The organism is Amycolatopsis sp. NPDC101161 (genome assembly GCF_044768185.1).
Lineage (GTDB): Bacteria > Actinomycetota > Actinomycetes > Mycobacteriales > Pseudonocardiaceae > Amycolatopsis.
Genome location: NZ_JBIWPI010000002.1, coordinates 1,178,307 through 1,198,996 on the forward strand (window position 1 = coordinate 1,178,307; position 20,690 = coordinate 1,198,996).

19 protein-coding genes and 1 pseudogene are annotated in these 20,690 nt (G+C 72.2%); 11 read left to right on the forward strand and 9 right to left on the reverse strand.

Features of this window, described 5'->3' with window-relative positions; all coding sequences use genetic code 11:
- The first annotated feature begins 22 nt into the window (after positions 1–22).
- Together ACIRSS_RS16795 and serC are read left to right on the forward strand one after the other, a co-directional pair.
- Entirely contained in the window at positions 23–1,363 is a 1,341-nt protein-coding gene (locus tag ACIRSS_RS16795) for a serine hydrolase domain-containing protein (protein ID WP_400895606.1), read from the forward strand.
- Positions 1,364–1,772: 409 nt separating this feature from the next.
- Positions 1,773–2,897, forward strand: coding sequence for a phosphoserine transaminase (gene serC / locus ACIRSS_RS16800; protein ID WP_400895609.1), 1,125 nt, complete (start codon positions 1,773–1,775; stop codon positions 2,895–2,897).
- Here the strand turns inward: serC and ACIRSS_RS16805 are convergent.
- From ACIRSS_RS16805 to ACIRSS_RS16830, 6 genes are all read right to left on the reverse strand, one after another.
- Positions 2,890–4,107 (reverse strand): glycosyltransferase 87 family protein, encoded by a 1,218-nt coding sequence (locus tag ACIRSS_RS16805; protein WP_400895611.1) that lies wholly within the window; start codon positions 4,105–4,107, stop codon positions 2,890–2,892. The two genes, serC and ACIRSS_RS16805, sit on opposite strands and share 8 nt — an antisense overlap.
- Before the next feature lie 48 nt (positions 4,108–4,155).
- A complete protein-coding gene (locus ACIRSS_RS16810; protein ID WP_400895613.1) occupies positions 4,156–5,673 on the reverse strand; it encodes an amidohydrolase family protein in 1,518 nt (505 codons plus the stop codon).
- 303 nt (positions 5,674–5,976) lie between these two features.
- Positions 5,977–7,182, reverse strand: coding sequence for an ABC transporter permease (locus tag ACIRSS_RS16815; protein WP_400895616.1), 1,206 nt, complete (start codon positions 7,180–7,182; stop codon positions 5,977–5,979).
- On the reverse strand, positions 7,179–7,865 hold the full coding sequence (locus tag ACIRSS_RS16820) for an ABC transporter ATP-binding protein (RefSeq protein ID WP_400895618.1): 687 nt from the start codon (positions 7,863–7,865) through the stop codon (positions 7,179–7,181). The genes ACIRSS_RS16815 and ACIRSS_RS16820 overlap by 4 nt, the downstream gene beginning before the upstream one ends.
- Positions 7,862–8,956: a peptidoglycan-binding protein gene (locus ACIRSS_RS16825; RefSeq protein WP_400895620.1), complete on the reverse strand. Its 1,095-nt coding sequence runs from the start codon at positions 8,954–8,956 to the stop codon at positions 7,862–7,864. Before ACIRSS_RS16825 ends, ACIRSS_RS16820 begins: the two co-directional genes overlap by 4 nt.
- Complete coding sequence (locus ACIRSS_RS16830) at positions 8,953–9,492, reverse strand: hypothetical protein (protein ID WP_400895623.1); 540 nt, start codon at positions 9,490–9,492, stop codon at positions 8,953–8,955. The genes ACIRSS_RS16825 and ACIRSS_RS16830 overlap by 4 nt, the downstream gene beginning before the upstream one ends.
- 114 nt (positions 9,493–9,606) lie before the next feature.
- Between ACIRSS_RS16830 and ACIRSS_RS16835 the strand changes: the two genes are divergently transcribed.
- From ACIRSS_RS16835 to sepH, 3 genes are all read left to right on the forward strand, one after another.
- A complete protein-coding gene (locus ACIRSS_RS16835; protein WP_400895625.1) occupies positions 9,607–10,269 on the forward strand; it encodes a response regulator transcription factor in 663 nt (220 codons plus the stop codon).
- Entirely contained in the window at positions 10,266–11,414 is a 1,149-nt protein-coding gene (locus ACIRSS_RS16840) for a sensor histidine kinase (protein ID WP_400895627.1), read from the forward strand. The genes ACIRSS_RS16835 and ACIRSS_RS16840 overlap by 4 nt, the downstream gene beginning before the upstream one ends.
- A gap of 192 nt (positions 11,415–11,606) precedes the next feature.
- Positions 11,607–12,449 (forward strand): septation protein SepH, encoded by an 843-nt coding sequence (gene sepH / locus ACIRSS_RS16845; protein WP_400895630.1) that lies wholly within the window; start codon positions 11,607–11,609, stop codon positions 12,447–12,449.
- Here the strand turns inward: sepH and ACIRSS_RS16850 are convergent.
- Positions 12,446–12,791 (reverse strand): annotated as a pseudogene (locus tag ACIRSS_RS16850) (MmcQ/YjbR family DNA-binding protein). The gene sepH and the pseudogene ACIRSS_RS16850 sit on opposite strands and share 4 nt — an antisense overlap.
- A gap of 57 nt (positions 12,792–12,848) precedes the next feature.
- Between ACIRSS_RS16850 and ACIRSS_RS16855 the strand changes: the two are divergent.
- Positions 12,849–14,294, forward strand: coding sequence for a hypothetical protein (locus ACIRSS_RS16855; protein WP_400895632.1), 1,446 nt, complete (start codon positions 12,849–12,851; stop codon positions 14,292–14,294).
- Here ACIRSS_RS16855 and ACIRSS_RS16860 read toward each other — a convergent pair.
- Both ACIRSS_RS16860 and ACIRSS_RS16865 read right to left on the reverse strand, forming a co-directional pair.
- A complete protein-coding gene (locus tag ACIRSS_RS16860; protein ID WP_400895635.1) occupies positions 14,291–14,902 on the reverse strand; it encodes a DUF2537 domain-containing protein in 612 nt (203 codons plus the stop codon). The genes ACIRSS_RS16855 and ACIRSS_RS16860 overlap by 4 nt on opposite strands.
- Positions 14,903–14,913: 11 nt before the next feature.
- Complete coding sequence (locus tag ACIRSS_RS16865; protein ID WP_400895637.1) at positions 14,914–15,720, reverse strand: TrmH family RNA methyltransferase; 807 nt, start codon at positions 15,718–15,720, stop codon at positions 14,914–14,916.
- A 211-nt stretch (positions 15,721–15,931) separates the two neighbouring features.
- On the opposite strand from ACIRSS_RS16865, the gene ACIRSS_RS16870 reads away from it, so the two are divergent.
- The 5 genes from ACIRSS_RS16870 to ACIRSS_RS16890 all read left to right on the forward strand — a co-directional run bounded on the left by ACIRSS_RS16870 (position 15,932) and on the right by ACIRSS_RS16890 (position 20,501).
- The gene (locus ACIRSS_RS16870) at positions 15,932–17,431 is read left to right on the forward strand and encodes a glutamate--cysteine ligase (protein ID WP_400895639.1); all 1,500 of its coding nucleotides are present in this window, start codon (positions 15,932–15,934) and stop codon (positions 17,429–17,431) included.
- A 16-nt stretch (positions 17,432–17,447) separates the two neighbouring features.
- A complete protein-coding gene (locus tag ACIRSS_RS16875; RefSeq protein ID WP_400895642.1) occupies positions 17,448–18,044 on the forward strand; it encodes a TetR/AcrR family transcriptional regulator in 597 nt (198 codons plus the stop codon).
- A gap of 74 nt (positions 18,045–18,118) precedes the next feature.
- The gene (locus tag ACIRSS_RS16880; RefSeq protein ID WP_400895644.1) at positions 18,119–18,778 is read left to right on the forward strand and encodes a heme oxygenase (biliverdin-producing); all 660 of its coding nucleotides are present in this window, start codon (positions 18,119–18,121) and stop codon (positions 18,776–18,778) included.
- 189 nt (positions 18,779–18,967) lie between these two features.
- Entirely contained in the window at positions 18,968–19,591 is a 624-nt protein-coding gene (locus ACIRSS_RS16885) for a superoxide dismutase (protein ID WP_003088226.1), read from the forward strand.
- Positions 19,592–19,694: 103 nt separating this feature from the next.
- Positions 19,695–20,501 carry an arylamine N-acetyltransferase gene (locus tag ACIRSS_RS16890; protein ID WP_400897506.1) on the forward strand — a complete coding sequence of 269 codons (807 nt, stop codon included), beginning with the start codon at positions 19,695–19,697 and terminating at the stop codon, positions 20,499–20,501.
- The last annotated feature ends 189 nt before the right edge of the window (positions 20,502–20,690 follow it).

Genomic DNA, 20,690 nt, shown 5'->3' on the forward strand with positions numbered 1-20,690 from the left:
CGCCGCGCGGCAGAATGCTTTCATGCTTGAGTCGACCGAACACGCCCTGCTCCGCCGGATCGCCCACGAGCAGGCCGCCTGCCGGGCTCCCTCGCTCGTCGCCGCCGTGGTGCGGGACGGGGAGATCGTCTGGTCCGGGGCCCGGGGGCGCGTCGGCGACCAGCCGCCGGGCACCGACACCCAGTACCGGCTGGGCTCGATCACCAAAACCCTCGTGGCCACCGCCGTCATGCGGCTGCGCGACGAAGGCCTGCTCGACCTCAACGACCCCCTCGAGAAGCACGTCCCGGGGACGCCGTTCGGCGCCGCGACCGTCGCGCAGCTGCTCTCGCACACCTCCGGCCTGACGTCCGAATCGCCCGGCCTGTGGTGGGAGCGCACGCCCGGTGGCGACTGGGACGCGCTCGTCGGAAGCCTCGCCGAGGGGGCGACCAAGCACCGGCCGGGCGCGCGGTTCCACTACTCGAACGTCGGCTACGGCGTGCTCGGCGAGCTGATCTCGCGCCACCGCGGCAAGGGCTGGCTCTCCGTGCTCGACGAGGAGGTCCTCGGGGCGCTCGGGATGACGCGCACCACGCCGCACCCGGTCGGCGCGCACGCCGACGGCTTCGCCGTGCACCCCTTCGCCGACGTCCTGCTGCCGGAACCCAGCCCGGACGCCGGGGCGATGGCGCCCGCCGGCCAGCTGTGGTCGACGGCGAAGGACCTCGGCCGCTGGACGGCGTTCCTCGGCGGGCACGGCGGCGGCGTCCTGTCGCCGGACACGATCGAGCAGATGCGGACGATGGTCACCGTCGACGACACCGACGTCTGGACGACCGGCTTCGGCCTCGGCCTGATGCTGGTCCGCTACCAGGGCCGCCGGCTGGCCGGGCACACCGGCTCGATGCCGGGCTTCCTCGCCGTCACGCTGGTCGACCCGGTCGCGCAGACCGGCGCACTGGTGCTCACGAACTCGACGTCCGGCGTCGGCATCACCCAGCTCTGCCTGGACCTGATCACGACGACGGACGACCTGGAGCCGCGCCTGCCCGCCGAGTGGCAGCCGGCCGCCGTCGACCCCGCGCTGCTGGCGCTGACCGGGCTCTGGCACTGGGGCCCGACGCCGTACCACCTGCGAATCCAGGGAGACGGGCTGCTCCTGCTGGCCCCGGCCGAGGGCGCCGGCCGCAGCTCCCGCTTCCGCGCGACGGGCCGCGACACGTACATCGGCCTCGACGGGTACTACGCGGGCGAGACGCTGGAGGTGGGCCGCGACGCCGACGGGGTCGCGACGCACCTGGACCTGGCGACGTTCATCTTCACCCGAACGCCGTACGACCCGGCCGCGCCGGTGCCGGGCGGTGTCGAGAACTGGCGCTGACCCGCCGGGCCCCGCTCACACCCCCAGGGTGGTGAGCGGGGCCCGCAAGCCAGTGCTGGAACCTACCGGCGGCCGGAACCGGCGGGAACCGTGTTTTTACCCCCACGGCCCGCGTGCCCGATGGTCCTGACGGCGTAGCTGTCCCCGTCCGGCAGACCGGCGACCGCGATGAGCCACGGCAGCCACCACCGCGGGCACTTCCTCCCCGTTCGCGGCCGTGAAGCTACCGAACGTCCCGGAATCGCCGACAGCGATTCACCCCCACGGCCCGCCGCGAGAAGCCCCCGGACGGGCGGGCCCCTTAGAGTCGAGTACGGGCGTCCCGGTGCCCGGAACGCCCTTTGTTTCACATACTGGACAGCGAAGAACCACCTTCACCAGCCGCATCCCGACCTGAGAGACTGGCCACATGACCGACGCTGAGTTGACCATCCCCGCAGACCTCAAGCCGGCCGACGGCCGCTTCGGCTGCGGACCGTCGAAGGTCCGCGCCGAGCAGCTGAGTGCACTGGCGGAGTCCGGCTCCACCTACCTCGGCACGTCGCACCGGCAGAAGCCGGTCAAGTCCCTCGTCGGGCGCGTGCGGGCGGGCCTGTCCGAGCTGTTCTCGCTGCCCGAGGGCTACGAGGTGATCCTCGGCAACGGCGGCACCACGGCGTTCTGGGACGCGGCCGCCTTCGGCCTGGTCCGCGAGCGCTCGCAGCACTTCACCTACGGCGAGTTCTCCTCGAAGTTCGCCTCCGTGACCAAGGGCGCGCCGTTCCTGGCCGACCCGATCGTCGTCAAGGCCGACGCCGGCAGCGCGCCGGACATCGCCTACGAAGCCGGCGCGGACCTCGTCGGCTGGGCGCACAACGAGACGTCGACCGGTGTGGCCGTGCCGGTCCGCCGCCCCGAAGGTTCCGAAGGCGCGCTCGTCGCGATCGACGCGACCTCCGGCGCCGGCGGCCTCCCCGTCAAGGCCGAGGACTTCGACGTCTACTACTTCGCGCCGCAGAAGTCGTTCGCCGCGGACGGTGGCCTCTGGATCGCGCTGGCCTCGCCGGCCGCGGTCGAGCGGATCGGCGAGATCGGCGGGAGCGACCGCTGGATCCCCGAGTTCCTGTCGCTGACCACGGCGCTGGACAACTCCCGCAAGGACCAGACGTACAACACCCCGGCCGTGGCCACGCTGTTCCTGCTCGCCGAGCAGATCGAGTGGATGAACGGCCAGGGCGGCCTCGAGTGGACGACCGCGCGCACGAAGGACTCCTCGTCGCGGCTGTACGAGTGGGCCGAGAAGACGAGCTACACGACGCCGTTCGTGAAGGACCCGGACCTGCGCTCGCAGGTCGTCGGCACGGTGGACTTCAGTGACGAGGTCGACGCCGCCGCGGTGGCGAAGGTGTTGCGCGCCAACGGGATCGTCGACACCGAGCCGTACCGCAAGCTGGGCCGCAACCAGCTGCGCGTCGGCCTGTTCCCGGCCATCGACCCGGACGACGTCACCAAGCTGACGCAGGCCGTCGAGTACGTGGTCGAGCGCCTCAGCTGACCAGAGGTTCCTTCGAGGGGACCTTCGCCGCTTCGGTGGCGGAGGTCCCCTTTTCCGTGCTCAGGCGGCGGGCGGCGAACGCGGCCAGGACCAGCAGCGCGAGGCCGTACAGCTCGTAGGACTCGGTCGCCAGCCACCAGCCCACCGACGGCGCCGGGCGCGGGGCGAACCACATCGGGCCGACGATGAACAGCGTCAGCCCGGCCACGACGACCGCGGCCGCCGTCCACCGGATCGCCCGGCCGAAGCGCCACGCGTACCACCCGGCGAGGACGAGGATCGGCACGCACCACGTCCAGTGGTGAGTCCACGAGATCGGCGACACGAGCAGGCCGCCGAGCGCACAGGCGGTCAACCCGAGCACGGGCTCGGCGCGCGCGACGATCACCGCGACCAGGGCCATCACCACCAGCGCGGCCAGCACCCAGGCGAACTCCGGCCAGCCGGCGCGCACGGTCAGGCCGTGCAGCGACTGGTTGCCGACGTAGTCGACGCCGCCGATGCGGCCCGCGTCGAAGACGAGCTTCGTCCAGTAGGTGAAGGACGCCGACGGCCGGATCAGCCACAGCAGCGCTCCCGCCGCGACGAACCCGGCGACCACGCGCGCGGCCGAGCGGAAGTCGCGGCGGAACAGGAAGTAGACGACGAAGACGGCCGGCGTCAGCTTGATCGCCGCGGCCACGCCGATGAGCAGGCCCTTCGTCCGCCGGCGGTCACCGGGGAGCAGGATGTCGAGGACGACCAGGACCATGAGCAGCGCGTTGATCTGGCCGAAGCCGAGCGTCGAGCGGACCGGCTCGAGCAGGGCCCCGGCGAGCTGCGCGCCGATCGCGACCAGGGCGGCGACCGCCCGGCCGTTGACCTTGGTGGCGTCGGTGAGCGAGCCGTTGAGCGTCGCGACGTAGAGGTAGGCGACGACGCCGGTCGCGACGATCGACGCGATGCTGACCAGCTTCATCGTGACGGCGAAGGGCAGCAGCGTGCCGGGCCAGAACGCGGCCGCGGCGAACGGCGTGTAGGTGAACGGCAGCAGGATCTGGTGCGTGGTCGGTACCCACGCGTCGTACGGCGATCCCTGTTCGGCCAGCGCCTTGGCGCCCCCGAGGTAGACCTCGAGGTCCAGGCCGTCGAACCGCTTGAGGACGAGCACGAGGATCACGGCGACGACTTCGAGTGCGGCGAGCGCCCACGCCAGCTTCCGCCCAGTCAACGCTCCCCCTCGAACCCAGGTCTTCGACCGGCCGAGATTACCGGGCGCTCAGCAGCAGCTGTGCACCGGCAAGCCCACTGACCTGGCGTTCGCGCCCGCGCTCGTCGCGGCTTCGACGTCGGCCAGCAGCCGGTCCAGCGCCGCGCGGCCGTAGACCCGGCCGGCCGCCACGACCGTGTCGATCCGCCGGACCGCGCGGATGTCGGACAGGGGGTTCGCGTCGAGGAGCACCAGGTCGGCCACCTTGCCGGGGCTGATCGTGCCCGCGGTCGCGGACCGGCCGAGGAACGCCGCCGCGTCCCGGGTCGCCACCTGCAGCGCCCGCCGCGGCGACAGGCCCGCGTCGACCAGGTGCGCCAGCTCGTCGTGCAGGCTGAAGCCGGGGAAGACGTACGGGTTCAGGCAGTCCGTGCCGGCGAGGAGGGGGACGCCCGCCCGGTGCGCCGCGCCGGCGAGCTCGACCTGGGCGTGGAAGTAGGCGGCCTGCTGCGCGATCTCCTCGGGGGTGACCGGCGTGCGGATCCGCACCTGCTCGGCCCAGCCGTCCCGCACGTCCCGCGGGATGTACTTCAGCCGCGGATCGTGCGCGAAGGTGTCGGCGGGCGAGCACATCACCTTGTTGACGACCATCGTCGGGGTCAGCCGGGTTTCGTTGCCCACCAGGCGGGCGAAGAACTCGTGGGCGCGCCACGGGCTGTACGCCTCGGTCGCGCGCCGGTCCAGCTCCCGGGCCATGACGAAGAACGAGCGCGGGTTCGCCGGGTCGAACGGCGTCGCGGCCAGCGTCCGGAGGAACTCGTCCCGGTGCGCCGACGTGTAGACGGGGACGCCGAAGAGGTGCTCGAAGCTGCGCTGGCCGGCGTCGCTCGCGACCGGTTGCGGAACCCGGTACGGCCAGTGCCCGGCAACCGGCAGCCCGGCCCGGCGGCACTCGTCGGCGATCGCCGCGAAGGCCTCCGCGCCCAGGTAGGAGTAGACCTTGACGAAGTCGGCGCCCTCGGCGAGAGCGGTCCGGACGGCGGCGCGTCCGTCAGCCGCCGTCGCCACCTTCGTCACGGGCGGCTGCAGCATGGAGACGGGACCGTCGATGATCGAGCTGCCCATGACGACCCGGGGGCCGGCCAGCTCCCCGCGCACGATCTTGTCGCGTGCCGCGCGGTTTTCGGTGTAGCCCCACATCTCGCGGATCCCGGTGACGCCGTTGGCCAGGTACAGCGGCGGGAAGATCGCTTCGAGGTCGAGGCCGTGCGTGTGCAGGTCCCAGAGGCCGGGCACGAGGTACCGGCCCCGGCCGTCGACGGTCCGGACCCCGGTCAGCGGCGGCAGGTGCGCGGCGGGGCCGGTCCAGGCGATCCGGTCGCCGACGAGCACGACGGCCGAGTCCGGGAGGGGCGGGCCATCGGTGCCGTCGACGAGGGTGGCCCCGAGAGCGACGACGGGTTCCGAGCCGGCCGCGGCGGCCTCCTGAGCGAAAACGGCGGGAGCGATCCCCGCGGTGGCGAGCCCCGCGCCGGCGGCTGCCAGCCATCGAAGGAAGTCCCGCCGGTTCGCCTCGACCAGCACCACGGCCGCCCCCTTCGCTCGGGTCCGTGGCTCATTCAACCCGCCCGGAGGAGGGCGCGGTTCTCCTAGAGTGCGGTGTTCCGGCTGCGCACGTTCAGAGGTAGCGAAGGCAGCGCTTTCCCGTGAAAGCGCTGCCTTCGCCGGCCCCGGGGCGGCCGGCCGAGCCGCGCCGGGGGTGGCGGGCCGGCCGAACCGAGCCCGCCACCCCGTGCCGACCGCCCCGGGTGCACCTCAAGCCAGCGCCTGCGTCGGAGTCAGTCGGGCGGCGCCGGGGGTGGCGAGCCCCGCGTGCCGACCCGGTGCACCTCAGGCCAGCGCCTGCGTCGGAGCCAGCCGGGCCGCGCGCACCGCCGGGTAGGCCCCCGCGATCGCCCCCACCAGCGCCGCCACCCCGACACCGCCCGCGAGCGTCGCCCACGGCAACACCGCCGGCCACCCCTGGCTCAGCGCGTACCCCGCCGTCACCAGCACCCCGGCCAGCACCCCCGCCAGCCCGCCCAGCCCCGACAACAGCACCGACTCCGCCAGGAACTGCCCGCGGATCTGCCGCTTCGTCGCCCCGAGCGCGCGGCGGAGACCGATCTCGCGCCGTCTCTCCAGCACCGAAATCACCATCGTGTTCGCCACCCCGACCCCGCCGACCAGCAACGCCACCCCGCCCAGCCCCAAGAACAGCGCGCTGTACGTCGTGTCGGTGAGCTTCTGCGCGGCGAGCGCGTCCGACGGGCGGCGGACCTGGACCTCGTTCGGCGCCTGCGGGTTCAGCGTCGCACCCAGCACCGTACGCACACTGTCCACTTGGGACTCCTCGGCGCGGACGTACACAGTGGACGGATGGCCGTCGAACCCGAGCAGCCGCTTCGCGACGTCCCAGCCGACCAGGGCCGACCGCTCGATCTCCGGTGCCAGGGGCATCGGCGAGAGGATCCCGACCACCGTGAACCACTGCGTCCCGATCAGCACCTGCGGCGGCCGCGCCGGGTCGACGCGGTCGATCCCGAGCCGGGCCGCGGCCTGCGCCCCGAGCACCGTCACCGGGTAGTCCTGGTTGCCCGCCGCGAGAAAGGCACCGGCGCGCACCTTTCCGCCGAGCACGGCCAGCAGGTCCGGCTTCGCCGCGTACACCGCGAGCCCGGACGTGTCGTCCGGCGCGATCTTGTCGCTGCGCCGCACGCTCGCCGACGTGTTCCCGGTCCCGCTCGCCGCCTGCACCGGCGCGATCCGCTTCGCCATCGGGACGGCGTCGTCGGGCAACACCGCGTTGTCGCCGAAGAGCGTTTGCCCCGGCCCGGCGGTGAGCAGGTTCGTGCCGAGCGCGGCCAGCCGGTCGTGCAGGGCCTGCCCGCCGGACGCCGGGATCGCCAGCACCGCGACCATCGCCGCGACGCCGATCGCGATGCCCAGCGCGGAAAGCACCGCGCGCACCGGCCGCGTCCGCATGCCGTGGGCGCCGAGCGCGACGACGTCCGGCGGCTTGAGCCGGGCCGGTTCCGGCAGCAGCACCGCGGTCATCGCGCACCCACCAGGCCGGTGTCGAGGCGCAGGTGCCCGTCGAGCAGCTCGATCCGGCGCGGCATGCCCGCCGCGATCTCCCGGTCGTGGGTGATCACGACGATCGTGGTGCCGTCCGCGGACAGCTCGCCGAGCAGTGAAAGCACGGACGCGCCGGTGCCGGTGTCGAGGTTGCCGGTCGGCTCGTCGGCCAGCAGGATCGACGGCTCGTTGACCACGGCCCGCGCGATCGCGACGCGCTGGCGTTCCCCGCCGGACAGCTCCCCCGGCCGGTGCCACGCCCGGTGCCCCAGCTTGACGCGGTCGAGCGCGGCCAGCGCCCGCTCGCGCCGCCGTCGCCGCGGCACCCCGGCGTAGAGCAGGCCGGTGCACACGTTGTCCACCGCACTCATCCCTTCGTCGAGGAAGAACTGCTGGAACACGAACCCGATCCAGCGCGAGCGCAGCGCCGAGACCTTCCGGTCCGGCAGCGCGGCGACGTCGTGGCCGTGCAGCTCGACGCGCCCCGACGACGGCCGGTCGAGCGTGCCCATCAGGTGCAGCAACGTCGACTTCCCCGACCCGGACGGCCCGACGATCGCCACCATCTCGCCGTTTTCCAGCGACAGCGAGACGCCGTCGAGGGCGGCGACCCCACCGGGGTAGGTGCGCGTGACCTCGTGGACGCGCAGCACGGGCGTCACGACGTCGTCACCACCCGCATGCCCGCGGTCAGACCGTTCCCGGTGACCTCGACCTTGCCGCCGCTGAACAGTCCTGTTTGGACAGCGATCAGCCGGCGCTGCCCGTTCTCGTCGACCTCGACGGCGTACCCGCCCTCGGCGAGCGCGAGCAACGCCCCGACCGGAACCGCGAGCACGCCCTGGTGGACGTCCTTGGTGAACCGGACGCTCGCCGGCGCGGAATCGAGCGTGCCCCCGGCCGCCGGGTCGTCCAGCTTGACGGTCACGGTGATCTTGGGCTTGCCGTCGTCCTGGCCGGCGGCATCCTTGCCCTCGACGGCGGTCCGCCCGACGTCGGTGATCGTGCCCTGCGTGGTTTTACCGTTGATCGTCACGGACGCCTTCGCGCCCTGCTGCGCGAGATCCTGCTTCGCCGCGTCCAGCTTCACCTGCACCGACCGGACGGTCCCGGTCGTCTTGAGCACCTCGCCCTGCGCGGGCGCCCCCGGCTTGGCCGCCAGCGCCGACACGCGGACCTCGCCCGCCGCCAGCACGACGTCACCCTGGCCGAACGCGCCGGTCTGCTCCAGCCCCAGCGACTTCTGCCACTTCTTCAGCGCGGCCGCCGTCGCCGCCGTGAACTTCTTGTCCGGGGTGCCGAACCCGCCGAAGCCGCACGCCTTGAGGTTCTCCTCCAGCTGCTTGACGTCGGCGCCGTCGTCCGCGCCCGTGGCGAGGTCGCGGTAGAAGGGCAGCGTGCCGTAGAACAGCGGCACCGGCTTCGCGTCCACGCCGTACACCGGCTGGCAGCGGGTGATCGTGGCGCCGGCCGCGGGCAGCGACGTGATCGTGCCCGGCTTGCGGCCCTGGACACTGGATTCGTCGCCGTAGCCGAGGGTGCCGTCGGCTTCTTCCTCTTCGCTGAGGTCGGTCTTGACGACCTCGGCCGTCTCGACCGCCGGCGGCGCGGCCTCCTTGACCGGCGTCGCGCTCGACACCCGGGTCAGGATGACGACCGAGCCGGTGCCCAGCACCACGACGAGGACCGCGCCGGCGACGAACCAGCGCGTCCGGCCGCGGCGGCGCGGCTTGAGGTGGGTCACTTCGCTCACTTTCCGGCCTCGCTGCTGACGCTCATGCCCATCCCGCACGCCTTGGCGGCGGCTTCGAACTTCTTCGGGTCGTCGCCCGGCCCGCCGACCCGCATCGCGCCCTTGCCGCTCGGGTCGGGGTCCGGCATGTCGATGCCGTGGTCGCGCATGCACTTGGCGTCCTTGCGCATCTTGTCGAGCTCCTCGGCGCTCGGCGGCTTCATCTCGCCGCCGTTGGGCATGAGGTGCTTGCACGCGGTCTGCGCGGCGTCGAGCTTCCCGCTGTCCTTCGCGTCGCCGCCCAGCGTGATCGCCATGCCCTTGCCGTCACCGGCCGGCTTGGGGTCGGGCATGTCGACGCCGTGCTCGCGCATGCACTTGGCGAAGTCGCGCATCTTGTCCTCGTCGCTCTTGCCGCTGCTGTCGGCCGCCGTGGGTCCGCCCGACTTCGGCGGCGTCGAGATCGACGCGACCTTCGACCCCTCGTCGGCCTTCGCGCCGCAGCCCCCGAGCAGCAGCGCCGCCCCGAGCGCCGCGACGAAGATCCGTGTCCGCATGGCTCGCTCCTTTCGTCCTCCGGATGGGTGCCAGGTCTACGGATCGGGGCATTCGGGCGCGCTAAGCGACGTCGCTTATGCGGTCCTTATGGCCCTCCTGCGCAGACTGGGCGGGTGCGCGTGCTGGTGGTGGAGGACGAACGGCTGCTGGCCGACTCCGTGGCGGAGGGGCTGCGGCGGTTCTCGATGGCCGTCGACGTCTGCTACGACGGCGAGCAGGCCCTGGAACGCGTCGGCGTGCACGGCTACGACGTCGTGGTCCTCGACCGCGACCTGCCGAAGGTGCACGGCGACGCCGTGTGCGCCGCGGTCGTCCGGGCGGGCGGCGAGGCGCGCGTGCTGATGCTGACCGCGGCCGCCGACGTCACCGACCGCGTCGCCGGCCTGGGCCTCGGCGCCGACGACTACCTGACGAAGCCGTTCGCGTTCGCCGAGCTGGTCGCGCGGGTGCAGGCGCTGTCGCGGCGCGCGCGGCCCGCGCTGCCGCCGGTGCTGGAGCGCGACGGCGTCGTGCTCGACCTGCCGCGCCACCAGGCCGCGCGCGACGGCCGGTTCCTGCTGCTCTCACCGAAGGAGTTCGCCGTGCTCGAAGTGCTCATGCGGGCCGAGGGCGCGGTGGTCAGCGCCGAGGACCTGCTCGAGAAGGCGTGGGACGAGCACGCCGACCCGTTCACGAACGCGGTGCGCGTCGCCGTGATGACGTTGCGGCGCAAGCTCGGCGACCCGCCGGTGATCGGGACCGTGCCCGGCGCCGGCTACCGGTTCGGCACGCCGTGAACACGCTTTCGGTCCGGACGAAGCTGACGGCCTGGTACGGCGGGCTGTTCCTGCTCGCCGGGCTGGTCCTGGTCGTCCTCAACTACCTGCTGGTGCAGAGCGAGCTGCCGGACCCGGCCCGGGTCGCCTCGACGACGATCGGCTCGGCCGACGCGCTCTACGGCGTCCAGGCCGGCACGGTCGCGGGCTCCCCGGGCGTGGCGGTGCGGCTGCTCAGCGGGTCACTGGAGGACTACCGCTCCTCGACGCTGTCGACGCTGCTGGTCGGCTCGGCGATCGCGCTGGTCGCGACGGCGGCGCTGGCCGTGCTGTTCGGCTGGCTGATGGCCGGCCGCGCGCTGCGGCCCCTGCACGACATCACGTCGGCGGCGCGGCGGCTGGAAGCGGGCAAGCTCGACCGGCGGATCAACCTGGAGGGGCCGCCCGACGAGCTGAAGGAGCTGGCGGACACCTTCGACGGCATGCTCGACCGGCTCGCGGAGTCGTTCGACAGCCAGAAGCGGTTCGTCGCGAACGCGTCCCACGAGCTGCGGACGCCCCTGGCCGTGCAGCGGACGCTGGTCGAGGTGGCGATGGCCGACCCCGAAGCGGCGCCGGAGCTGCGGAAGCTCGGCACGCACCTGCTGCACACGAACGAGCGCAGCGAACGGATGATCGAGGGCTTGCTGGTCCTGGCCCGCAGCGACCGCGGCCTGCAGGCGCGGACGCCGGTCCGGCTGGACGAGGTGACCGCGTCGGTGGTCCGCGCGACGGCGGCCCAGGCGTCGGCGGCCGGGGTGGCCGTCGAGACGAGGCTGCGGCCGCGCGTGGTGGCGGGCGACCCGGTCCTGCTCGAGCGGCTGGTGACGAACCTGGTCGTCAACGCGATCACGTACAACGCCTCGGGCGGCTGGGTCTACGTCGAAGTCCGCGGCGAGCCGGCCCTGGAGGTGCGGAACTCGGGACCGGTGGTGCCGCCCGAGGCCGTGCCGACGCTGTTCGAGCCGTTCCGCCGGGTGGGGTCGGAGCGCACCGGGGACACGCGCAACGCGGGGCTCGGGTTGTCGATCGTGCGCTCGGTGGCGTCGGCGCACGGGGGTTACGCCGAAGCCCAGCCCGGGCGGCGCGGCGGGCTCACCGTGACGGTCCGCCTGCCGCCGTCTTGATCCACTCGATCGTGACTTACCGTGTCCGGCGTGTCACCCGGCGGGCGCCGACCTGGGTCGTCGATGATGCGGGGGTCGCCAAGTGAACAGTGGGCAGTTCGTCGCGGACTCGGCGCGCCTCGCACGTCAAGCCGACGCGCCGTTCTAACGTGGGCACCCACAACGGTGAAGAAGATCGGGGAGGCGAGAACAATGCGGGCGCTGCGAGTGGTCGGGCTGCACGAGGACGGGAAGTCCATCGTGCTCGAAGACCCGGCGAGCCGTACTCGTTTCCTGCTCCCGGCCGATGAGCGGCTGCGCGCGGCGGCGCGAGGTGACATCACGCGCCTCGGCCAGATCGAAATCGAGTTGGAGAGCCAGATGCGCCCACGCGAGATCCAGCAGCGCATCCGCGCCGGCGAGTCCGTCGAGCAGGTCGCCGCCGGCGCGGGCGTCTCGACGCAGCGCGTCGAGCGCTACGCCTACCCCGTCCTGCTCGAGCGGTCCCGGACCGCCGAGCTCGCGCAGAGCGCCCACCCGGTCCGCGAAGACGGCCCCGACGTGCAGACGCTCGGCGAGGTCGTCGCGTACGGCTTCGGCGTCCGCGGGCACGACTACTCGCAGGCCACCTGGGACTCGTGGAAGGGCGACGACGGCCGCTGGGTCGTCGTGCTGCGGTGGAAGGCCGGCCGGTCGGACAACCGCGCGCACTGGGCGTTCTCGCCGGGGGCGCACGGCGGCACGGTCGTGGCGCTCGACGAGAACGCCGAGGTCCTGCTCGACCCGAACGCCTACCGCGCACCCCGCACGGTCCGCGCCCTCGAACCGGCCCGCGAGGCGGAGTTCCAGCCGACGCTGGACTCGGTCGAACCGGAGCGCGCCGAATTGCCGTCGGCCGAGCCGGACCCGGACGACGACACGCGCGAGATCCCGCGCGTCCCGGCGGATCCGGAAGAGGACCACGCCGACCAGCCGCGGCCGAAGCCCAAGAAGAATCACCCGATCGTGCCGTCCTGGGAGGACGTGCTGCTCGGGGTCCGCTCGCAGCGCGGTTAATCCAGCCGCGCGGCGAGCGTCTTCGGCGCGACCTGCCGGTAGGCCTCGCGCACGATCCGCTCGACCTCACCCCAGTCGACGTCGACGTCCAGCCGCACGCCCAGCCACCCGCGGTGCCCGACGTAGGCGGGCCGGAAGAACCGTTCGGGCTCGGTCCGCACGAGTTCTTCCTGCACGCCGGGCGGTGCCGGGCACCAGAAGGCGAGCCGGCCGTCGCCGTGGTGGTCGTCGTGGAACATGACGAAGGTCTTCTTGCCGCGCACGAACCAAGCCGTGGCTGAGCCGCTCGGTCGCTTCGGGCAGGGCCAGGCACAACTTCCGCAACGCGTCCAGCTGCCGCATGCCGCCAGGTTACGATGTCACGCTGAGGGAGGGATCGGTCATGCAGCGTGACATTCGATGACGACCACCGCGCACCCCGTCGAACAGGCGTGGCTGCTGCGGCTCGGCGAGTTGCGGTTCCGCGTCTTCTCCGGCACGCCGGTCGTCGAGGTCTCGCCGGTGCATTGGGGACTCGACGCCGCCGCCGTCCGGCAGACCGCGGCCGGGCGCGGGTACCGCGAAACGCCGTCCGGCCAGGCCGGGTGCCTGCGGTTCGAGCGGACGCCCAGCCGGCACTTCGACCGGGGCCCCGGCACGGACGCCGACCGCCGCCGGCTCGCGAAGCTGCTCGGCGGGGAGGAGCAGTTCTGGGCGAGCCTGCGCCGGCTGCGGCTGAGCCGGGCGGACGTCGGCGCGGTCGCGGCCGCCGCCGGGATGGCCGTGGTGGCCGAGGTCGCCGACCCCACCGACCGGCTCCTGCTGCTGCGCCGCGCCGGGCTGCCGGACGAGGAGCTGCGGCCCCGCGCCCGGCCGCGGATCACCCGCCGGCACGTCCGGTCCGCCCTGGGCGCCCTGTTGGCCGCCTGCGTGCTGGGCGCGGTCGTCTGGGTCAAGCTGGCTCCGAGCTTCTGGCCGTTGCTGCCGATCACGGTGGCCGCCGCCGCGGTCGGTGCGGGTGAGCTGGCGATCCGGGTCGTCGCGGGCCGGTCGCCGCGCCTGCCGTGGCTGGACGCGCCGTTCGACGGCAGCCCCCGGGTGCCGGTGCCGTTCCCCGCGTCGCTGTCCACCGAGCTGCTCGGCGAGGTCGCCTCGCTCTACGGCTACTTCTACGCCGGCCCGTTCGTCACCCGCGGCGACACCGAGTCGTTCCTCTTCGCCAAGTGCCGTCCCGGACTGGTGTTCGGCACGCCGGACGGCCCGCTCGCACCGCCCGTCTTCGAGTCCCCGGCCGAGCCGCCCGGCCGGGAACAGTGGCTGCGCAACCACCTCGAAGGCTGCGACGAGCTGTGGGTGAGCGTCCGGCACGCGAAGCTCACGCCCGCCCGGATCGCCGGGATCGCCGGCACCGAGGGTCTGCTCCCCGTCGCCGAGTTCGCCGACGCGACCGACCGGATCCTGCTGCTACGCCGTCCGTCGGCACCGCCACCGGCTCCCGGGCGGAAGTTCCGGATGTCGTTCACGGGCTTCCTCGCCCCGGCGGTCTGGGTCGTGCTGTGCTTCGGCGGCAGCTGCGTGACGGCGGCCATCACCGGCGAGGAGCGCGTTCTCGCGCTCGGCTTCGGCCTCACCGCGCTGGGCGTGCCGCCGCTGATGTGGGTGCTTCGGGTCTTTCCCCGGTCGGCGCGCGTCGGCTGGCTGGCGAAGGAGTTCACCGGCAAGAACAGCGTGGCGTTCTTCTCCGGCCAGTTCGACGTCTCCCCCGAGCTGGTCCGTCAGATCGCCGCGTTCCACGGCTACCACTTCCGCAGCCAGACCTCGACGCGCGCGCAGGGGACGCTCGTCACCTACGCCCGGCACCGCTAGAAGGCGATCACCAGCACGCCGATCCACGCGATCACGACCCCGCCCGCCGCGCCGTACGCGGCCCACCGCAAGATCGGCGTCCGGCGGATCAGCCACAGCGACGGCGTGATCCCGGCCGTCACGACGACCGACGCCACCAGCGCCAGCCACCCGCTCGTCTCCCGGGCCAGCGTCGAGGCCAGCGCCAGCATCGCCACGACGACCACGGCCGCGATGAACGCCGACACCGTCAACCCGGTCAGCCACGGCGTCGGTTCCCCCGGCGGGTCGAGCGGCCCGAGCACGGTCCGGACGAACTTCCGGCCGGGCGCACCCTCGCGCGGGGGTGGGTCGACGACCGTGTCCGCGCCCGTCACCGGGTCCACGAACCGCACGGTCGTGCCCATCACCGAGGCGAGCCGGCCGGCCAGCTGACGGCCGCGCTGCGAAACGACCGCGCCCGCCTCGGCCCCCGACCCCGCCGAGACAGCGGACGCCACGCGCGCCCACTCGTGCAGGGCCTGGGCCAGGTCGGCGCCGATCGCGAGCTTGTGCGGGTCGACCTCGCGCGCGTGTTCCCCGCCCGGTCCGGCCAGCACGGCGCGCTCACCGCGGATCCGCAGCTCCATGGACCTGAACCTTAGTCGGCCCGCGCCAGTTCGTAGAAGGCCACGGCGGCGGCCGTCGCGATGTTGAGGGAGTCGACTCCGGCCGGCATGGGTATCCGGACCGCGTGATCAGCCGCCGCCAGCGCCGTTTCCGTCAGCCCGGGACCTTCGGCGCCGAACAGCAGGGCCACCCGGCCGGGTACGTGCGCCCGGAGGTCCCGCAGCGGGATCGAGCCCGGTCGCGGCGTGAACGCGGCCACGGCGAACCCGCGCGCCTTGAGGTCGTCGAGCCCGCCGGGCCAGTCCGCGAGGTGCCCGAACGGCACGCGCAGGACGTGCCCCATCGACACGCGCACGCTGCGCCGGTAGAGCGGGTCGGAACAGCCGGGGCCGAGCAGGACGCCGTCGACGCCGAGCGCGGCCGCGTTGCGGAAGAGCGCGCCGAGGTTTTCGTGGTCGCCGACGCCTTCCAGCACGGCGATCGTGCCGGCGCCCTCGACGACGTCGAAAACCGTGAGCGGCGCCGGCCGGTCCGCGACGGCGAGGACCCCGCGGTTGAGGTGGAAGCCGACGATGTCCGCCATCGTCTCCGCGGAAGCGGCGTACCGGGGCACGTCGAGCCCGGCGAGGTCGTCCGCCAGCTCGGCGAACCGCCGTTCGACGCCCAGCAGGGCCCGGACCGGGTACCGGGACGCCAGCAGCCGGGACACCACGACCGTGCCCTCGGCGATGACGAGTCCCTTGCCACCCGGGCGGTCCGGGCGGCGGTCCGCTGTGGACAGGTCGCGAAAATCGTCCACGCGCGGGTCGTCGATGTCGTCGATGTGGATCACGCCCATCCGCCCAGTCTGTCACCCGCTTGCCGGGCACTTCACTGGTCCGAACGTCGAACGGCCGGTGGTACGAACGGGCTCAATTTGCTGTCAGTTAACTCGTCGTGACGGAGAGCACCAGTTTGGCCGCTAGCACGGGTGCATCGCCTGTGTAACGGTTGTCCGCCAGGACCTGAAACACGTCCTAGTTCCACGCCGACGCAAAGCAGGGATGGTCATGGGGATGGACCTCGCGGCTCAACCGTTCAACACGCTGGACCGCGGACGGTACCGCCGCAAGGTGCAGCGTTGCCTGGACACATTGGCCCGCATGCTCACCGACGGCAGCTTTTCGTTCCCCCGCAAGAACATCGGCCTCGAGGTGGAGCTCAACCTCGTCGACCGCGAGCTGCGCCCGTCGATGACGAACACCGCCGTGCTGGAGGCACTGGACGACCCGTCGTTCACCACCGAGCTGGGCCAGCACAACATCGAGCTGAACGTGCCGCCGCGGCCGCTGGCCGGCGATTCGGCCCTGCAACTGGAAGACGACCTCCGCGCGTACCTCGCGACGGCGGCGTCGAAGGCGCGCGACACCGGTTCGCAGCTGGCCATGATCGGCATCCTCCCGACGTTGAAGCACGAGCACTTCGACCAGAAGTGGCTCACCAACAACGCCCGCTACTCGACGCTGAACGACCAGATCTTCGCCGCGCGCGGCGAACGCACGGTGCTCGCGATGGAGGGCACGGCACTGCCGGGCCAGCAGCCCGAACGCCTGCGCAGCTACGCCGAGTCGATCCTGCCCGAGGCCGCCTGCACCAGCGTCCAGCTGCACCTGCAGGTCGCGCCCGAGGAGTTCGCGGCGCACTGGAACGCGGCGCAGTGCCTGGCCGGGCCCCAGATCGCGCTCGCGACGAACTCGCCGTTTCTGCTGGGCAAGGCGCTCTGGAACGAAACGCGCATCCCGCTGTTCCTGCAGGCGACCGACACCCGGCCCGAAGAGCTGAAGAACCAGGGCGTGCGGCCGCGCGTCTGGTTCGGCGAGCGCTGGATCACGTCGATCTTCGACCTGTTCGAGGAGAACGTCCGCTACTTCCCCGGCCTGCTCCCGGAAACCGACGCCGAAGACCCGATCGAGGCGCTCGACGCCGGACAGGCGCCGAAGCTGACCGAGCTGCGCATGCACAACGGGACGATCTGGCGCTGGAACCGCCCGGTGTACGACGTCGTGGACGGCCTGCCGCACCTGCGCGTCGAAAACCGGGTGCTGCCCGCCGGGCCGACGGTCGTCGACACGGTCGCGAACGCGGCGTTCTTCTACGGCGCCCAGCGCGCGCTCGCCGAGGCGGAACGCCCGGTGTGGAGCCAGATGTCCTTCCAGGCGGCGGAAGAGAACCTCTACGCCGGCGCCCGCCGCGGCTTCGAAGCGCAGCTGTACTGGCCGGGCATCGGCTGGATCCCGCCGGACGAGCTGGCGCTGCGCGTGCTGCTCCCGCTTGCCCACGAGGGCCTGCGCCGCTCCGACGTCTCCGACGAAGCCCGCGAGCGCTACCTCGGGATCATCGAGCGCCGTTGCCTCGCCCGCCGGACGGGGGCGACCTGGCAGCGCGACTACGTCCTGCGCGCGCAGGAACGCGGGCTCGACCGGGAAGCGGCGCTGACCCGCATGCTGGGCCGCTACCTGGAACTGTCGGAGTCCGGCGAGCCGGTGCACACCTGGCAGCTGAGCGATTGACCGCTAGCCTGGGTCGATGCCGAAGATTCTCGGTGAGTCGCTGGAGGCGCACCGGCGCGAAGTCCGCACGCGCGTCTTCGAAGTCCTGCGCGCCCAGCTGTACGAACGCGGCTTCGACGCGATCACGCTCGCCGGCGTCGCCTCGGCGGCCGGGGTGGGCCGGACCGCGCTGTACAACCACTTCCCGGACAAGGAAAGCCTGCTCGTCGCGTTCGTCGAGGACGAGGCGGCCCGGTACGTCACCAAGCTGACCGAAGCCGTCGAGGCGCAGGCCGACCCGGTCGACCAGCTCGCGACGTTCGTCCGGCTGCAGCTGCGCGTGCTGGCCGAGTTCCACATGCCACCGGGCACGGCGCTCGCGTCGGCGCTGGCCCCCGCGGCCTACCGCCGGATCAGCGCGCACGCCGACCCGATCACCGACCGGCTGCGCGCGATCCTGGCCGGCGGCGTCGACCTCGGGCGCTGGCCCGCCGAGGACCCGGACGTCCTGATCCCGATGATCACCGCCGCGCTGGGCAACCGGGCGCTCGTCGACGGGCCCCCTGAGCAGCTGGAAGACGTCGTCGAAGCCGCCGTCCGGTTCGTGCTGCGCGCGGTCGGGGCTTCGATTTAGGGTGGCCTAACCCGGAAAAATGCCCTACGATCTTTCTGACAGCGTGTCAGATCGATCGCCGGGAGGCCTGCCCCATGTCGGTGACCACGGACGCTCGCCCGTTCTCGGCGACCCTGCGCGCGTCGACGCTCGAGGTGCACGAGAAGGCGAACTACTCGACGTACATGCGCGCCCTGCTCGGCGGTGAGCTGACCCAGGAGGGCTACACCCGGCTGGCGATCCAGTACTACTTCGTCTACGGCGCCATCGAGGCGGCGAGCGATCGCATGGCCGGCGACCCGGTCGGGGGCGAGTTCGTCTTCGACGAGCTGCGCCGGCTGCCGAACCTGGAGCGCGACCTGGCCCACCTGGTCGGCCCGGACTGGCGCTCGACGATCTCGCCGCTCGCGTCCACCCGGGCTTACGTCTCGCGGATCGAGGAAGCGTCTTCGTGGGCGGGCGGGTACGTCGCCCACCACTACACGCGCTACCTGGGCGACATCGCCGGCGGCCAGGCCATCCGGCGGCTGCTGGAGCGCCAGTACGACGTCGCCGAGGCGGGCACTCTCTTCTACCACTTCGACGGGATCGGCAGCGCCCCGCGTTTCCGGGACCAGTACCGCGCGAAGCTGGACAACGCGCCGTGGGACGAGGCCGACCGCGCCCGCGTGATCGACGAGACACTGGTGGCGTTCGAGTGCAACGTCGCCGTGTTCGACGAGCTGGCTTCACGCCTGGACGACTTCCGTGCGTGATCTCACAGCTCGTTGACCTCCAGTTAAGTCCAGGTAGCAGGCTCGGTTTCGGGCGGCGGACCCTCGGGTACGCCACCTACGGAGCCGCCGTCCCACGCAGTGACGGCCACGCGCCCCCGCTCGCCGCGGAGGGCGGTGTGCTACTAGGTTCGGTACCGGAAACTTGTGTCGAAGACAGAAGGAGGGCCAATGGCCCGCTACGAGCTGCCCGATCTCGACTACGACTACGGCGCCCTCGCGCCCCACATCTCCGGCGAGATCAACGAGCTGCACCACAGCAAGCACCACGCGACCTACGTCAAGGGCGCGAACGACACGCTCGACAAGCTCGAAGCCGCCCGCGAAGCGAACGACTTCGGCTCGATCGTCGGCCTGGAGACCACGCTGGCCTTCAACCTGGCCGGCCACGCCAACCACGTCGTGTGGTGGAAGATCCTGTCGCCGGAAGGCGGCGACAAGCCGACCGGCGAGCTGGCCGCGGCGATCGACGAGGCGTTCGGCTCCTTCGACAAGTTCAAGGCGCAGTTCACCGCCGTCTCGACCACGATCCAGGGCAACGGCTGGGGCGCGCTCTCCTGGGACCCGATCGGCAAGACGCTGATCACCCAGCAGCTGCGCGACCACCACAACAACCTGATCCTGCCGACCGTGCCGATCCTGCTGGTCGACGTCTGGGAGCACGCGTTCTACCTGGACTACAAGAACGTGAAGCCGGACTACGTCAAGGCTCTGTGGAACATCTTCAACTGGGCCGAGATCTCCAAGCGGTTCGACAACGCCGTCGCCGGCGGCAACGGCCTGCTGCTGGGCTGAGTCCTACGGCAAACGGGGCCTTCCCTTCGGGGAGGGCCCCGTTTTTCGTCGGCGGGTGAAATGACTTGACCTCGAGCGCGGTCGAGGTGTTTGAGTGTTCGCCATGGACGTCGACGCGTATCTGGACCGCCTCGGCGTCGCGTGGCCGGCGACACCCGACCTCGCGACGCTGCGCCACCTGCAGGAACGCCACCTGGCCGCGGTGCCGTTCGAAAACCTGAGCGTCCACCTGGGGGAGCCGATCGAGCTGACAGAAGAGGCGCTGTTCGGCAAGATCGTCCGCCGCCGCCGGGGCGGGTTCTGCTACGAGCTGAACGGGCTCTTCGCGGCGCTGCTGCGCTCGTTGGGGTACGACGCGGCACTGCACGCGGCTCAGGTGTTCCGCCCGGACGGCACGCTGGGCCCGCCCCTGGACCACGCGGCGATCGTCGTTTCGCTGGACGAGGAAGAGTGGCTGGTCGACGTCGGGTTCGGCCGCTTCTCCCGGCACCCGCTGCGACTGTCCGGCGTGGACGCGCAGTCCGATCCGGACGGCGAGTTCCTGCTGCTGGACGCGTCCCACGGCGACGTCGACGTCCTGCAGGACGGCAAGCCGCAGTACCGCCTGGAACGCCGTCCGCGGCCGCTGTCGGACTTCGTCCCGATGGCTTGGTGGCAGGCGACTTCGCCGTCGTCGCACTTCACGAAGTCGTTGACGTGTTCCCGCCCGACGTCCCAGGGCCGCGTGACGCTCTCGGGAGACCGGCTGATCGAGACGGTCGACGGCGTCCGGCACGAGGTCGTCCTGGCTTCCGAAGCGGCGATCCGGACGGCGTACCGGGTCTACTTCGGCCTGACGCTGAACCGGCTGCCCACGCCACCGGGTGAGAGTCCCTTGACGAGCGGCGCACTCAGCCCGACACTGCCGTGAAGTGAACGAAGCCCCGGCCTGGGGTTCCCAGGGCCGGGGCTCCGTCCGTTCCCGAACTGACTGCCGCTCCCACCACGAAGCGGACATGTATGAGGTTAGCCTAACCTCATAACTTCGGGCAAGGGGTCTCATGAGGAGACCCGGATCTCACTCGTTCGAGTGACAGCGGTGTTCTGAACCGCCCTTTTT